Below are 16,028 nucleotides of genomic sequence, written 5' to 3' on the forward strand. Positions count from 1 at the left end.
ACTACCAACGAAACGGTGCCCGGCTTACAGATTGCTGTAGGCGGTCAGGACAAATCGTTAACAAATCCCCTACCTGCGTAGTAGTGACTACTATTATTGGCGTAAGCATCCAGTCGGCACTCGCCAACGAAACCAGCAATAGTTGGTGAGCCATATCCGGCGTGTGCATACCCAGAGCCAAGGCCGCTACGGTAGTCCCGAGCCACGATGGCTCGGATTGCCAACGTACTTCGCGAGCAGGGCATGAAGGCCTCGCGCAACCGTATTGCCAGACTCATACGAAAAACAGGTATTCGTAGCATTGTCTACAAAAAGTATCGGGTGCAGAAGACCGACTCGACTCAGGATTATCCAATGGCTAAGACTCTGCTAAACAGGGAGCTTACGACCGACAAGCCTGGTCAAAATCGGAGTGCCGAAGCGATGAGTTTCTGATATCACCGCCCGGCGGCCCGGTTACATTGCCACCAAAGAGGGGTGATTATATCTGACGGTGATTCTGGATCTGGCAGATCGAAAAGTGGTTGGCGGGACCATGAGTGAAGGCTTGAAAGCGTTGGAGATCAGTGTATCCGCTTGGCGGATGGCCTTCAAAAACAGAGCGATAGATGGCCGGTTGGTCTTCCATCGCATCGGCGACCCGGTCGTACCGAGGTATTTAGTATGCTTGCTGCGAGTTGGGGGATGAGTTGAAGCACTTACCGGTAGCGCAGAGCATGAGGGGGCCGCCCGGCGGCCACAAGGGCAATTGTTGTGACAACGCTGTGACGGAGAGTTTCTTTAAGACGCTCAAAAGTGAACGGTCCGCCGTGGCGGTTGGTGAATCATGCTCATTTTGCGACACGAGCTGCGGCTCAGTTGGCTATATTCGGGTACATTGAGGGGTGGCGGCTACTGCTACAGTATCATCATCGACGAAAACATTCGACACTGGCTTATCGCACGCCTACTCAGTAGGAATCTTATTTTACGCCTTCTCACGGGCCGCATAAAATCCTCCACTATACTGTTGCAAGTCCAGTTTAGTGCAACACCAAACTACCTGGCTAATCATTCTATAAGCCCTGTTAGCGGTATAGGAGATACTTCTTCCGTATTTTCTTGTAGGCGGTCAGGCCAGGCTCCCAGCTCGCCCGAATCTCTTTTTCCGATCGGCCTTCCAGGATCTGCTTCCGAAACTGGGCATGGCCCACCAGTCGTTCAATCACACCCATTTCTGGGCTCAGCGTTGAATCAAAGAACTTCTCTTTATGGGGATGAGCCTTATAGAGTTCCATCAGCCAGTGGAGGTTGATCTGTTTGGTTTTGCGTAGCTGGTTGACATCATAGTTACGCAGGTCCAGACCATAGCATACCTGATTCATAAACAGGGGCGTTTCTGCCATGCCCTTGATGCTGGCAGGCGTATAGGAGAAGGAATAAATGCCCTTCAGCTCAGGGCTCCCGATCACAGTAAAGGGAAAGTGGGTGCCCCGACCGTGATTCAGGTACGTGCCTTCAAACAGGCACGTTGATGGATACAGCATCACGCTTTGCTGGGTATTGAGATTCGGAGAGGGTGGTACCGGCAGGGTATAAGGCTGATCGTGTTCATAGTTGGCAACCTTAATGATTTTAAGCTTACAGGTTACTTTATTGGTCAGCCAACCTTCTCCATTGGCCATCTGTGCAAACTCCGCTACCGTCAACCCGTGCGACATGGGGATGGGAAACATTCCGATGCCCGATTTGAACTGCATATCCAGGATAGGGCCGTCGATAAGGTACCCATTGGGGTTGGGGCGGTCGAGGATGATCAGTTCCTTGCCGTTTTGCTGGCAAGCTTCCATCAGCCTGACCAGGGCATTGATATTGGTATAAAAGCGGCAACCTACATCCTGGAGGTCATACAACAGAATGTCTACATCGGCGAGGTCTTCCTGGGAAGGTTTGTTTTTCCGACCGTACAGGGAGATGACCGGTATGCCGGTGGCGCTGTCCGTTCGATCAACCACCGGTGTGCCGGCACTGGCCTGGCCTCGAAATCCGTGCTCAGGGCCAAATATCTTCACCAGGTTGACACCAAGCGCCCTCAGGCTATCCACCAGGTGCTTTTTTCCGATGATTGATGTTTGGTTGGCGAGCATGGCGACCCGTTTGCCCTTTAAATAGGGCACATACTGATCAGGCTGATCGGCCCCCGTCAATATTGCTTTTTCAGAAACGCCACTCTTTCCTGCCGGTTGGTGGGGGATGGTGGCTATGCTGCCGAAAACAAGGGCGATGAGTAAGGCACTTACGATCAAAAACCTGTTTTTCATATGTTTCTCAATGGATGAATTCCCGAATGTAGTACATGGCTTGCTTATGTGCTAGACACGACTTCACCTGACACTTCATTATTTTCAGAAATAGGTTTGTAGTTACAAAATACTTATTCTCAAAAATGTTCCCACTAGAGACGAAGGGGAGTCCAAACACATGCCCCTAAAATGGGCGTTTCAGGAAACAAATAAGATATAGGGGGGGTATAGCCTAAAGTTTTCGATTTTGGACTATCAGGTAATTCGTTAACCTGTTATAGGGTCGTCGCCACTTGAGCCGGTTATTAAGATGGCATACCACTGCCAATATCAATGACCTCTAACGAAATGATCATACGCTACTTTGGCGATTTCAGCGATGATCCGCTCATTCATCTCTATACGCTCGGTTGAGTTCATAACGAATACACTAATGGCCATATACTTACCATTCGGCAATGCGATGAAACCCGCATCGTTGACCGCTCCCATAAGTCCAGCTTTAGTGGTTCCTGATGTACCCGTTTTGTGGGCTACCACCGTACCGGCGGGCAGCAGTTTCTTGAGTCGATTCTCTCCCGTTGTCGTTCCAACCATCACTTTCCATAGAAAATCGTGGCTACTGGCAGATAGAATTTTGCGCTTGTAAACTAGTTTGAGCAAACTGAGCATCGCCGTTGGCGTAGTCCAATTCGTGTACTGAACGTTCCAATTCCCCTGGGCTTGCATCATTTCCTCGGTATTTCGAATGGCCACATCCTGAATACCAAGCTGATGGATGAAGGCCTCCACCTGCCTGGGCCCACCCAATAGCCGAAAAAGGTAATCGCAAGCGCTACCGTCGCTATCGGCAACCATATACCGGATAATATCGGCCAGGGGTAAATCCACCTCGCCGTTGGGATAGGCCTCCCCCATCGGACTATGCAAACCGGGTACCAGATCGCTCTTTTTCACGTGCATCTTCTGATTGAGTTTGAGTCGTCCCTTATCAACTTCTCGCAATACGGCTAAGGCGACATGGAACTTATAAACGCTCTGCATAGGCATGTGCTTATCACCGTTGATGGTGATTGTCTGTTGGCTACCAAATTCATAGAGTCCCACGCCCACAATTGCTTTCTTACTTTTAATGACTTGTTCAATTTTTGTCTGCAACTGCGCGATTTGGGCATAAATTGGTGAACTAATGATCAGTAGTCCAAGTAAATATAAAGTGAGTTTCATGATAGTGGCGATTAGTAAATACGTTCTGGTGTCAACGATAGGGCGCCTAAAAAAACGGTAGCGTAAGCTATGACAAATGTCTGTGGTAGTTACGGCGTCACCAGAAACTTAATTACATGCTAAGACTGTTCGTGACAACAAGATTTTAATAGTCTCAAAATACCCTCCCACCTGAGACGAAGGAATTTTCATGTATATGCTTTTCAAATGGGGCGTATTATGAATCAACGACAAGCCGTAAAATAGCCAAAGGCACTAACTTTGCTTAATGCCTTTGAGTATCCAACTTCACTATACTAGTCCCGCATTCATTCTTTTACTCCGTTCTCAAACTCTTTACCGGGTTTGCTATGGCTGCTTTGATCGATTGAAAGCTTACTGTTGCCAATGTTATCATCAACGCACCCATACCTGCTGCCGCAAAAACCCACCACGACAATGTTGTTCTGTATTCATAATTCTGTAGCCAGTTGTGCATGAAGTAGTAAGAAAGCGGAACAGAAACAAGGAAAGAAAAAACAACCAGTAACATAAACTCTTTTGATAACAAATTCCAGACATTAAAAATGGAGGCACCTAATACTTTTCTTAAGCCGATTTCTTTTTTGCGCTGCTCGGCAACAAACGAAGCTAAGCCAAACAAGCCAAGACAGGCGATGAAGACAGCCAACGCTGCGAAGAAGGCAGCAAGGTTACCAATACGCTGCTCATCAGAAAATTTCTGGGCATATTCTTCGTCAATAAATGTATAATCAAAAGGTGCAGCTGGATTATATTTTTCAAACACCTTCGCTAGTTTAGCCAGCGCATCCTGCAAGGGTATGCCTGCTTTCATGCCTACATATATTACATTAACCCAGCCTGGGTTCACTAAAAAAATGGTTGGCGTTACTGGGGCATACGGCGATTCCATCACCATATCTTTTATAACACCAACTACGATTAAATTCTTCTCATCTTTTCGAATGATTTTGCCCACAATATTTTTCATGCCAGTTAGCTTTACGGCGGCTTCATTAAGAATGATGGAATTGCTGTCAGAAAAATCTTTTGAAAAATCACGTCCTTCTTTTAGCTGCCAGTTGATGGTTTTACCATAGTCCTTGGTTACACCGATGGTGCCGAATGAGGGCTGCGTTGCCGGGTCTTTACCTTCCCAGCTATAGCCGATTTGATTGGACCACACACTGGTTACAGGGCTGGATGATTCTGCCATGTTTTCAACAACATGGGTGGCCAGTAAATCGCTGCGCATGGCATCGTAATGTCCGAAAAGGTCAGGTGTTGTCATATACACAGCTAGTAAGCTTTCGCGGTTATAACCAACCGGTCGATTCTTGGCAAATTGTATTTGTTTATAGACGATGATGGTGCCGATAACGAGTGTAATGGAAACGCTGAACTGCACGACCACTAATACTTTACGGGGCAGTGATGCAAACCTGCCAACGCGGTATGTGCCTTTTAAAACTTTTAGCGGGTCAAAATGGGACAGATAAAATGCGGGGTAACTGCCCGCAAGCAATCCTGTAAGTATCGTAAAGCCGATGCATACTATCCAGAAGAAAACATGGCTGAAAGGCAATGTCATTTGCTTATCTGAAAGCGTATTGAACAGCGGCAAGAATAACTGCGCAAACAGGAGAGAAAATAAAAAGGCAATACCTGCAATCAACAGAGCTTCACTTAAAAACTGACTGATGAGTTGGGAACGTACCGAGCCAACGGCTTTGCGGATGCCCACTTCTTTACTACGCTTTTCACTACGTGCAGTAGAAAGGTTCATGAAGTTTATGCAGGCCAGCAGCAACACAAAAATGCCAATGATGGCAAATAGATTGACAAATTGTATTCTACCACCAACTACTTTACCATTCTTAAATTCGCCGTATAGCCGCCAGTTGTTCATAGGCTGCAGCACCAGCTCTTCTTGACCATCGCTGGCTGCATTCAAATGCGCCATTGAAGCCAGCCTTATCTTAGCTGTTTCCTTAGTAATATCAATATGATCGTTCAACTGCACGTAACACTGAAAAGACTTATTGTCCCAATGCTTCATAGATTCATTCACCCAGCCTACCATTTTTACATATTTATCCCACGATAAAAATAGTTTGGCTTCATTCAGCGTGGTATTATGCGGCAGGTCTTCATAGACACCGGCAACTTTATAGCTAGCCTGATTATCAATCCGCAGCACTTTATTTATAGGATCTGCATCGCCAAATAAAGATTTTGCGACAGATGCGCTCAACAAAATAGATGACGGGTCTTGCAGACCGTTGATGTTTCCTTGCAGCATTTTTAGTGTAAGCATGGACGGAAAATTTGCTTCCACCCACATGCCTTTCGCAGTAATTTTTTTTTCGCCTGCGGCAAGTTCACGGCTCTGGTTCACAGATGCCATGCTCACGTTTTCAAAGTCGCTGCCATAGTTGGCGCGCAGCTCATTGCCAAGGGGCGAAGCCACAAACCGATTTGTGGTTAACTCACTGCCATTTCTTACCAAAGTGGTCATTACCTGCGCAAGTCTGTTGTGGTTTTTGTGGGAATGGTCATACGTAAGCTCGTCCCAAATCCACAAGCCTATCAGCATAGCCACAGCCATGCCTGCTGCAAGGCCAAGTATAGTAATGGACGAATACCCTTTGTTTTTCCAAAGGTTGCGCCAGGCGATTTTGAAATAGTTGCCAATCATATCGGTTAATGCGGGGTTAGGATACGGGTTGTTAGCAGGAACTAAGGAGTCAGCCTTTCGTGGCCCGGCCTTTCGTGGCCCGATGGTTTGTTGGTTAGCAAAGAAGGGCGTCAGGCAGTGCAACACGGCCCAGACATACTCTTGTCTGGCGCGGATCAGGCTTACCTGACGTACTCGCTTCTGAAAGGTTTCATGTAAGTCCCCCTGTAGATACTCCAGGAGATGAGGGGCTACAAACCACTCCAATAGCTGATCCGCCCAGCGGGGCGGTGAGAGACGATCAGGTGGGGAAGAACGATACTTACGGATCATGGCAGTAGCAACGCTTAAAGGCCTAACAGTTGAAATTTGCCCTCCGGGATCGCTTCCCAAAGTCGAGTACGCATCTGCTGAATGTCCCGCAACACTCGTCCTCCTTCCGCTGTGAGGGCGAATAATCGCTTGCTGCGCCCTCCACGCTCAGCGGTAGCTCCACCTACCGAGGAAACCAGAAAGCCTTTTTCTTCGAGTCGATAGAGAGTGGTATGCACGGCACTGATGGTGAAGTTGCGGCCGGTTTGCCATTGGAGTTCTTCCAGGACGGGCACTCCATAGACGTCCTCCGTACTGGCAGCCACCACTAGCAATACTAACTCTTCGAGTTCGCCCAATACGGTCTTTTTCATGGACAGGATAGCCTACTGAATTAGATACAATATCTTAGATCAAATCGGATGCCAAAAGTAAAAAATGCCTTTACAGGCTTAAAACAAGGTGAAGAACGAGTATCCTTGTCCAGAAACGGACAACTCACTGTCCAGCCGTGGACAGCGATTGCGGGGAATTGAGATGGTCAATTTAATCGGCACACTGGACTTACTTAACTTTCGAACCGCCGAATCGGCAAGATCATGCAGTAACCAGGTAGACCTAAAACCCGCCTTTCTGGTGAGCAATGGTGATAATTTTTCATAGGAATATAATGTAACTGGAGTACTGCATTGGGGAATTGGCAACAGAAGGAAAGGGTAATTATTCTATATAATTGCTGATTTAAATAAATAACTAAAATGTATTTGCCTTTGAACATTCTTAAACGATTTTTCTTTACTCTCTTAGCTCCCAGTATATCTTGTTCTGTCTGGTGATTTTGAAAAGGTTTCTCTTTTCGGGACGAAGGCCATTTTTTATCAGTTCGAAAAGGTCTCGGCTCATCGAATCAAAGTAGGAATGGCCCAAAAAGTCCGTTTTAGCTCTTGTTGCGTCGATGGTTTCCACGCCAGGAAGCACTACTAATTTATCCCCGGAGTTGCCAGCTCTTGGGTAACCATGAAACTGCTTGGAAGCTAATAGTGCTTCATCTACGGATGAAACATACAACGTGATTGGCTTTTTATACGTAGTCAATGCGGGCGCAATATCACGGATAAACACATCAGCATCGATATCAGGAGCGGCTAGAATTATTTCTTTAATTCGACTTGTGCTTGCCGGCTGTTCCTTCATCAGTGAAGCAACTGCACGGGTCAATGCCCGGTTACCCATGCTGTGAGCGATTAGGTAAATGGATTGAGCGTCCGTTTTTGCCAGAAAGTCTGAGATAAAATTCTTAATATTTGTTGTAGACCATTCAATGTTTGACTCATCTACCGGGTAGCCTGCAACACTACCTTGGGAGGGCCAGCTGTAAAAAACGGGAGGGCCATCGAAGTGAAGATCGTAGTAAATCTGTGCCGTTCTTTTCGCAGCGGCTTCAAAATTGACATTATATCCATGAACGAAAATAAAGGCACTTTTAGTAGTAGATGTCCTCAACCGTTCCTTCAACCCTAGGTAAAAGCTGGAATTGGATAATGATTTTGTTTCCCGGAGGACAATGTGCTTATCCGGGTTCGGGCTAAATTCGAGCTTCCACCAGGCAGGGGTTTCTATCTGACCAATCTTATGGGTAATGGGAACCGATACCTGGCATATACCATAGGTTAGCTCAGCTCTGGAATTGCCATAGCCAAGATCTGCTCCATTGCCGGTTACATTGCGATCGGTGCCGTAAAAAACAGGAACGATGGTGAACCTCTTCTCTTCCTCCTCATCACCAATTGAAGCCAAGGCTGGAGTATAAGGCGAGCAGCACCATTCCACACGTCTTTTATTGACTATACCCAGCGTCACTGTCGAGAGTAAGAATTGGCCAAATGTCGAATACACCGTTACACCATTGAGGTGATTAAAACGTGGATCACAGGGAGGAGTAATATCGGTCGACTGCTTTAGTCCCCAAAAATAGGAGGTTGCAGTTTGATGCGTATAACTAACATTGTTTGGTGTACCGCAGTCAGGATCAGTCACAACCCGGGTAGTCACACACCCAGAGAACATACCCGTAAATAAAAGCAGAAAAATGACTACTTTTTGATGGTAAAGGCCAGATAGTTGAGTGGAGGGAGTTGCTGAAATCATACCTGTGGAAAAGAGGTTGACTGTTAGTCGGAGAAGATAGAAGTTTTATTAACATTAGAGGTAACATATTGATTGATCGGGGATTCGACTAAGTAGTTTACCTCAAGGCGTAATTAATCATTTGTATACTGAACTAAATAGATTAGCGCCTAAATAGCATTGAGGTAATTTTATTAACAGGTAGTATCCATAAAACAGTCGGTAATCGTGCCGACGGTCGAGCGCGAATTGCCCCCAATCGCTTCTGGTCCACCACAATCACTGGCGAGAGGTTTTCCAGCTGGCTTACGGCTGGCCATAGTGGGGTAAGCGGTTACGGATAAAGGTGGTAAATGTTTCTGGTCAAGTCATTCAGGGTGGACATTTCTTTCCGGAAGAATCTCCTCGTAAAACAACTGATGTGTTCAGCCAGTTTTTTGGGCAGGTGGGCTGACTGATAGCTTGTGTTTCAGATTCAATAAACCGGGTGAAAGCGGTTTGGCATGGTGGGTACCAACATCAATGATCAACTAAAAAACGAGTTTGTATTCAAATGAACCTGGTGCTGAATAAAGTACAATGTCGGGCACAATCGCACTACTCGCATTAATCGATAATCATAAACTTAATAACCACATGAATCAGCGGTTTAGTGTCATAACGATAGGTACTGACGACTTAGCGGCCATGAAGCGGTTTTACTCCGAAAAACTAGGCTGGCAATCGGTAGCAGAAAATAAAGACATTGTCTTTTACAAGATGAACGGATTTCTGTTTAGTCTTTTCGATCGGACGAGTTTGGCTAGCGGTGCCGGTATATCGGCTGATGGAGCGGGGTTCCGATCATTCACTTTTTCCTATAATGTCAGGTCGATACAAGACGTTGATGCGTTATTTGACGAGCTTATGGAAAGGGGCGTTAACACCTTAGGTAAACCTCAAAACACGCCGTTTGGAGGTTATTTCTTTTGTTTTACTGACGTAGAAGATAATGTGCTGGAAGTGGCCTATAATCCCTACATTCCCCTGGACGAAAGCGGTAATACAATCACCCACAACAACATAGATAATCTGTAAGCGTGGCCGAAACGCGCTCACCCGGATTCAGTAGCCAACTTTATTACGGTATTCGTTGGTTCTGTTGTCTTTGGCAAAGCAAGCTTATTTCCTTATGATTAATCGCCGAAATACTCAGTAATAGTACCGATCCACGTTTCAATGGCTGGCATTTGTGAGCCCCTGTGGAAAGCCGGTTATCTGGTGGCCGCTGGAATTCGAAAGGTGTTGGAGTGTTGTATGCCACCTCAACGCCCGTATTGGGCCTGGTCGAAACCTTAGCCTACGCTCCCGCAGCTCGGCATGAGGACTTACCCACTTATTGGGTGTTTTCTTTAAAAGTGCCCGATAACATCCGCTGTGATAAACAGGATGGATTACCCGATTACTGGCAAGACAAAACCTACGAGCGAACCCAAACCTGGTTGAACGACTGGTTAGCCGCCCTAACCAATTTGGAATTGCGGTACCGAACGTATTAGTGCCTCTCTATTATAATGTGCTGTTGCATCCCGCCCATCGTTTACTCGATACGATTCAGGTTGTCAGTCAGGAAATTCAGCCGCTTGACCAACGGCTTTGGCATTTACCCACTTAGGATTGCCGTTTCGTTATCTTCCCTCCTACCCAATCACCATTCAGAAATACGTCCGATTCGGCCTGAATTTGCTTCGTCAGCTTTTTAATTTGTGTCAAACGCAATTCGTAGGATACGCAATAACCTGGACTACCTCGTTTTACCTTGCCTGATTTGGTTTAACAGTATCGTTAACTCCTTTACCTTCTCTGGATTTTTCTGGTATTGATTGGTTGTTTCGAGCTGATCTGTCGCCAGATTATACAATTGTCCGACGGGTTCGCCTGGCTTTGGTTTAACATCTCGTGGCTCCGTAAAACCACCCGAGCCCAGGCCTTCAATAAGCTTCCAATCGCCTTTACGGATGGCAAAATAACCAATGGATGAACTATGTACGACGGCCGGTTGATCGGGAACCTGTTTGGCTCTACCCAACAGTACGGGCAGAATACTGTAGCTATCTTCGGGGTTTGGCGTTTTGTTGCCAAGAATTTCTTTACACGTAGCCGTCAGGTTAGCTAAGGTAGTGGTCGCGTTACTCACCGATCCAGCTTTTACCTTACCTGGCCAGCGAACGATAAACGGTATTCGATGGCCACCTTCAAAGGCATCGCCTTTCATACCCCGAAACTCTCCGGCGGCTTTATGATTGAATTGGCTGACAAAATTTTCGCGCCAATAAGGACCATTATCACTTGCAAACAGGACAATGGTATTGTCGGCCAACCCCGATTGCTCCAGGGTTCGAAGTACTTCACCAACAGCCGCATCTACCTGTTGTACAAAATCGCCATACTCACCCGCTTTCGATTTACCCTTATAATTTGGGGATGGTACCCAGGGCGTATGCGGGGCCGATAAAGGCAGATAAAGAAAGAAGGGCTTCTTATTGCTTTGCTTTTTCAGGAAATTAGTGGCCTTGGTAATAAAGGTTGGCAGGACGCCGTAAAAGTCAAAGGATGGCGCCATTTTTCCGGCACGCCAGAAAGGGCCTGTATACCCCGTTTGTAACTTATTTCCGTCGGTATAAGACGTGGGTAATTCTGTTAGTGTCTGGTTCTCAAGGTAGCAGTAAGGCGGCATATCCAGCGAAGCCGGCAAAATGTAGGAATAGTCAAATCCAACGGTATTCGGTCCCTGCGTGGGTTTTCGCGTAAAGTCAATCAGCGCTGTATCCATCTCGGTTTTAATCCCGTAATCCGTTGTTGCCAGTAGTGCTTCATTTCCCTTTTGCATCTCCCAGTCTAACCCCAAATGCCACTTACCAACGACACCAGTCTGGTAGCCACTGCTTTTTAAGAACGAAGCAACAGTCGTTCGATCGGCTTCAATGAGGGTTCGGCTATAGCCACGCAATACCCCTACCGGTAAACGGCTACGCCAGGGGTAACGGCCTGTCAGGAGCGAGTATCGGGTGGGTGTACAAACCGACGACGGTGAGTGGGCATCCGTAAAACGCATACCCTGCGCGGCAAGTTTGTCAATATTGGGCGTCGAAATCTGGCCTGTAGGATTATAGACCGATACATCGCCATAGCCTAAATCATCGGCCAGGATATAGACAATGTTAGGTGCATTCTGCTTTTGAGCGGCCATACTAAAGCAAAGAATTCCACAAGCGACCACAAATGTGACGGCAACTAATTTGATATGGTTGATCATTTTTAGAAAGGGTTACTAAGTTCTGCGGCATTGGCCAATAATTCTTCCCGTGAGGCTAGTTGGAAGCTACGTTAACCATCTGTTTCCCTCACTTCATCAATAAGACTGTCGAAATAGGTGGCGCTAATTCCAAATTGAACGGCGCGGGTATATATTGTTCAGCTTCTATTATGTCCTAGTTTTATGGGTGTTTTGCGTTTTCACTTTAGTACTACAGTATGTTTTCCTGAACGTATATTCCGTATAAGCAGAAAGCCAAGCTTGGACTCATTCCTAATGGGTGTTCCATCTACCGATAAACTGGTTTTTCCCAATGGGTTGGGCATGTAAAGAGTAGCCGTGGTGCCGCCGGGAATCACAACGTCCAGTGTGGAAATGCCTTCGTTTATTGAATACGTTACTGCTATCTCACCTTTTACTGTCGGGGTTTTTAAACTCGCAAACGTCAGCTTTCCCAGTTGTGGCTTGATCCGGATTTGCTCAAACCCAGGGCTAAGCGGTTCAACACCCATCAACTTCCTGACGATGATATTGCCGGGGGCTGCACCCCAGGCGTGGTTCAGATCGAGATTTGGTTTATACACTTTGTCCCATGCTTCCAGCGTAATGGTCGATCCCGTCCGAATCATATTATACCAGCTTCGTTGGGTAGTAGCCGTCATTAGTTCCAGTGCGTAATCGCCCATGCCCGAATCATAGAGCGCATCGAGCAAAAACTGGGAGCCGTATACGCTGCATGCCATCCCACGACTTTTGATAAACTGTTTCACGACGTTTAGATCCTCAGCGGGAACAAGCCCAAATGCCAGCGCAAACATGTTAGCGTGGAGCGACGTATGGCTCGTACTGTCGCCGTCGTGTATCAGGCCGGTTTTAAGGTCGCGAAATGCTGTTCTAAATGAGTCGTAAACTCGCCTGGCATTTCGTTCATAAAAGGCCGCATCGACCGTTTTATGTAAGGTCAGCGCAATCTGATGCATCAACACCATATTGCGGTAATAATAGGCGTTGACCACGGCGTTGTAAGGTCGATAGACGAAGCCATCAGTTTCACCGCCGTACTCTTTTTCGGAACCAACATAGTTGCCGGTCTGCGGCCAGTCGACGTTATCGTGTAGACCGCGACGCCCATCAAACGGTTTGGTAATGTGGATCGACGTTAAAAAAGCATCGGTCTGTTTGTTAGTTTGGGTGCTGATTAGGCCATTGTTGCCCGCTAATGGCATGAGTATTTTCTTCTGCAATTCGGAATAATAAGTCATGAGCAACCGGTCATCACCAGTGTATAGGTAATCATTCCAGGCAATCAGTACATTTTGCAAACTCCATTCAGTTGGCCAGGTTGGATGATAGAGTAAATACGTCATTGTGCGACGGGCCATGCTGTATTCGGCATCTACGGCATAATGCGACAACTGATTGATAAGAGCATCAGCCTCATACGGAATACGCTCACGGTCGCCATCCACATAATAACCCGTGAAACTGGTTGCCTTGATCGAATACTTACACAAATCCCAGACTTGATTTAGAATGGTGTCGCTCGAAGTAAAGCTTGATGCCTGCTCATCAAATGGGTAATACACCATTCGTCGCTGTATGGATTTAGGGTCTAGTTCCCCCTTGACGTTTGAAATGGACATATAGCGAAATGGATAGACTTCACCGATATAATCAGGCATCAAAATCGGGTTACGGCTATTCCGTTTGGCATCGGCGGGCCACTGAATTGAGTAATCGTGAGTGCCTTTTTCAACAAAGAGCGATAGTTTCCGGTAGCGAATATTTCGACCAGGATTGGTATGAATCGTATAGGGTTTCTCAATAGCCTCACCCACCTCAATCCAAATAGAGTCGCTGACTTCGCTGGTCAAATGAAGTTGCGGCTGGGCGAGCGCATCCTTTCCGAAATCCAGAAAGTACGTATCTGTTCCGGTCTTTTTAACCACAATGGGCAGCTGAAGTTCAGTAGTAAGCGGATAGTGGGCAAAAAACTCCGCTGGATTCTGTTCACCGTAATAAAAAGAGGCAGCTTGAGAAAAGGGTGTCATTGCGCCTTTCTCATTCCATACCGCAACTTTCCAGTAATAGATTTTACCGGTTTCTAATGGCTTACCTGTGTAGATGGCCCTGCTCTGCGTTGATTTTACTTTGCCGGAATTCCAATAATCGGCTATCTGGTTCTCCAGCAATTGAGACGATGAGGCCACTAAAATGCGGTAAGCAGAAATCACCTTTATGGTTGTATCAACCTCCCAGCTAAACGTCGGTTGTTTGCTGGTAATCGCAGCAAACTGATATTTTTTTGATTGGTTACGGATTGATTCGAGGCTCTTGTCTATGGCTGTCCCATTCGCATACATAGTATTAGTATGTAGCAATAAATCGCACCGCAGGTTCTGGGGAGCAGTTACCTGTTGACTTTGTGCCAAATGAGCCATACTTATAACTAGTACGATAAGATAGCTTTTGAACATGATTTCGAAGAGAATTACTGATTGAAATAGCGTGATCACCAGGACATGCTTTATGAAGGATTTAAAGCATGTCTTATTGTTTAGGGATGATTTCCAGTAATGGCGTTGCCCTGTCCCACGAAGCAGGTATTTCGTAAACAACTTTAATGACGTTGGAGCAGGAGTCCGAAACGGCCCAGTCTTTCTCAAAAAGTGCCGAATCGACCTTCTCAGTATATGGACGTTTCAATGTAGTGATGACGTTCATTGTCATGGATGGCAACGTCCAAACCTTGTCTGCAAATGAGTCGATTACGGCATTTTGGGCGCATACAAACAGTTCAATAGTCGTCGCTTTGGCGTCTGCCAAATAAAGGTTCATAGCCGTTTTGCCGACTTTGATATTTGTTTTTCCATTACCGGGTACCAGCAGCCATGATACGTGACCATCGGCTGTTTTCCAGTGAATAGTGCCCGTTTTGATTTGATTCCACACTCGTCGATTCCCCCACAGGCCGCCCATCATCCAGTCTTTATAAATCGTGGCCGTGACCTGCTTGAGGCTGTCACCTACGTACGTGTTAGGAACCGTTCGACTGATAAATTGCGGGATAGCGAACCCTTTAAGTTTCGCCAGATCAGTTTTCGGAATGGCCAGACCAAGATTGAAAATTGGAGCAAGATTGCTCATTTCGCCATATTTCGGCCAATTTGTTGTCGCTGGCATTGGTGCTTGCCTTGCATTATCAACGGCAATGGCAATCCAGATACCCATGATCGAAAAGTACTTCTGCATGTCCATGCCGTAGCCCCGAAAATAAGGACCGGGCATGTTTTTAAGATTGGGGTTATAGAAGGTCGCAGCTTCATGCCAAAACTCCTGTTCAAGTGTCTGCCCCATTTGCTTTATTTCGGGCGAAAATGCCAGTTCCCGCCAGAACGCAATGGCAATCAGCGTGACGCCGTAATAGGTTGGGGAGTTGTATTCACTAAACGTTTTGTGTAATTGGTAGAGCTTAAAAATGGTACTGGCTTTTTGTAATCCTGCCGCTTTTAGCTCTTCTATCTTAAACGCTGTACCCACGTAATGCATCAGGAATGAGCTCATAATGGAGATGTTGGTGTAATCGGGAGCGACATTCCGTTTCAGGGCACCACGGGCGGCATGAATCAGCCCCATTTCAATTTCTTTCAAAATAGCGGCTGGTAAAAGCGAGCGGTATTTTTGATGAATGATGATTAGGTCGCAGCCGATGAATTCCCGCCAGTTCTGGTCAAACTTGTTGTCCTCGATAGTCGTTTTCCAGATTCCATAGATTTTCGTCTTCTCGTCGCGATACTGATTTTTCAGAACCCAGGTCAGAATCTCGGCTGCATTCTCCTTATCGCCCGGTTTGTTGCGAAATAAAAGAGCCTCTGCCAGGCGCGTTTTGTTCCTCAGACTGGTGTGGTTGGTTAAGACATCAGTAACTTTTTTGCCTATTGGGATTTCATCCGTCAGAAAGTCTTCGAACAACTGTTTCTGATACGATGACAACGTTTCGTAGGTGTATTTTCTGACAAAAATAGCATCACTAGTCGTGTTCGATTGCCCACATACGAAATCAACATGGAGAAAATAAATGGCAATGAGGATGAGTACGTTTTTCATG

General features: G+C 46.4%; 11 protein-coding genes. 3 read left to right on the forward strand and 8 right to left on the reverse strand.

What is annotated here, in order from left to right; translation table 11 throughout:
- The first annotated feature begins 207 nt into the window (after positions 1-207).
- Positions 208-435, forward strand: coding sequence for a transposase (locus GJR95_RS23785; protein ID WP_162388233.1), 228 nt, complete (start codon positions 208-210; stop codon positions 433-435).
- A 632-nt stretch (positions 436-1,067) separates the two neighbouring features.
- Here GJR95_RS23785 and GJR95_RS23790 read toward each other — a convergent pair.
- From GJR95_RS23790 to GJR95_RS23810, 5 genes are all read right to left on the reverse strand, one after another.
- The gene (locus GJR95_RS23790) at positions 1,068-2,300 is read right to left on the reverse strand and encodes an exo-beta-N-acetylmuramidase NamZ family protein (RefSeq protein ID WP_162388234.1); all 1,233 of its coding nucleotides are present in this window, start codon (positions 2,298-2,300) and stop codon (positions 1,068-1,070) included.
- A 312-nt stretch (positions 2,301-2,612) separates the two neighbouring features.
- The gene (bla, locus tag GJR95_RS23795; protein ID WP_162388235.1) at positions 2,613-3,509 is read right to left on the reverse strand and encodes a class A beta-lactamase, subclass A2; all 897 of its coding nucleotides are present in this window, start codon (positions 3,507-3,509) and stop codon (positions 2,613-2,615) included.
- A gap of 316 nt (positions 3,510-3,825) precedes the next feature.
- Positions 3,826-6,519 carry an ABC transporter permease gene (locus GJR95_RS23800; RefSeq protein ID WP_162388236.1) on the reverse strand — a complete coding sequence of 898 codons (2,694 nt, stop codon included), beginning with the start codon at positions 6,517-6,519 and terminating at the stop codon, positions 3,826-3,828.
- 14 nt (positions 6,520-6,533) lie between these two features.
- Complete coding sequence (locus GJR95_RS23805) at positions 6,534-6,872, reverse strand: PadR family transcriptional regulator (protein WP_162388237.1); 339 nt, start codon at positions 6,870-6,872, stop codon at positions 6,534-6,536.
- A gap of 421 nt (positions 6,873-7,293) precedes the next feature.
- A complete protein-coding gene (locus GJR95_RS23810) occupies positions 7,294-8,646 on the reverse strand; it encodes an alpha/beta hydrolase (protein ID WP_198424735.1) in 1,353 nt (450 codons plus the stop codon).
- A 615-nt stretch (positions 8,647-9,261) separates the two neighbouring features.
- Here GJR95_RS23810 and GJR95_RS23815 point away from each other — a divergent pair.
- Together GJR95_RS23815 and GJR95_RS23820 are read left to right on the forward strand one after the other, a co-directional pair.
- Positions 9,262-9,702 (forward strand): VOC family protein, encoded by a 441-nt coding sequence (locus GJR95_RS23815; RefSeq protein ID WP_162388238.1) that lies wholly within the window; start codon positions 9,262-9,264, stop codon positions 9,700-9,702.
- A 164-nt stretch (positions 9,703-9,866) separates the two neighbouring features.
- Positions 9,867-10,163, forward strand: a complete 297-nt coding sequence (locus GJR95_RS23820; RefSeq protein ID WP_232540847.1) for an RES family NAD+ phosphorylase — start codon at positions 9,867-9,869, stop codon at positions 10,161-10,163.
- Positions 10,164-10,408: 245 nt separating this feature from the next.
- Here GJR95_RS23820 and GJR95_RS23825 read toward each other — a convergent pair whose 3' ends face one another.
- The 3 genes from GJR95_RS23825 to GJR95_RS23835 form a co-directional block, all read right to left on the reverse strand.
- Complete coding sequence (locus tag GJR95_RS23825) at positions 10,409-11,920, reverse strand: sulfatase family protein (RefSeq protein ID WP_162388239.1); 1,512 nt, start codon at positions 11,918-11,920, stop codon at positions 10,409-10,411.
- A gap of 200 nt (positions 11,921-12,120) precedes the next feature.
- Positions 12,121-14,361 (reverse strand): alpha-L-rhamnosidase-related protein, encoded by a 2,241-nt coding sequence (locus GJR95_RS23830; protein WP_232540848.1) that lies wholly within the window; start codon positions 14,359-14,361, stop codon positions 12,121-12,123.
- A gap of 109 nt (positions 14,362-14,470) precedes the next feature.
- Positions 14,471-16,027: a hypothetical protein gene (locus GJR95_RS23835; protein WP_162388241.1), complete on the reverse strand. Its 1,557-nt coding sequence runs from the start codon at positions 16,025-16,027 to the stop codon at positions 14,471-14,473.
- Position 16,028: the final 1 nt, after the last annotated feature.

Origin of the sequence: Spirosoma endbachense (genome assembly GCF_010233585.1) — a bacterium.
In the GTDB taxonomy this organism is placed as follows: Bacteria; Bacteroidota; Bacteroidia; order Cytophagales; family Spirosomataceae; genus Spirosoma; species Spirosoma endbachense.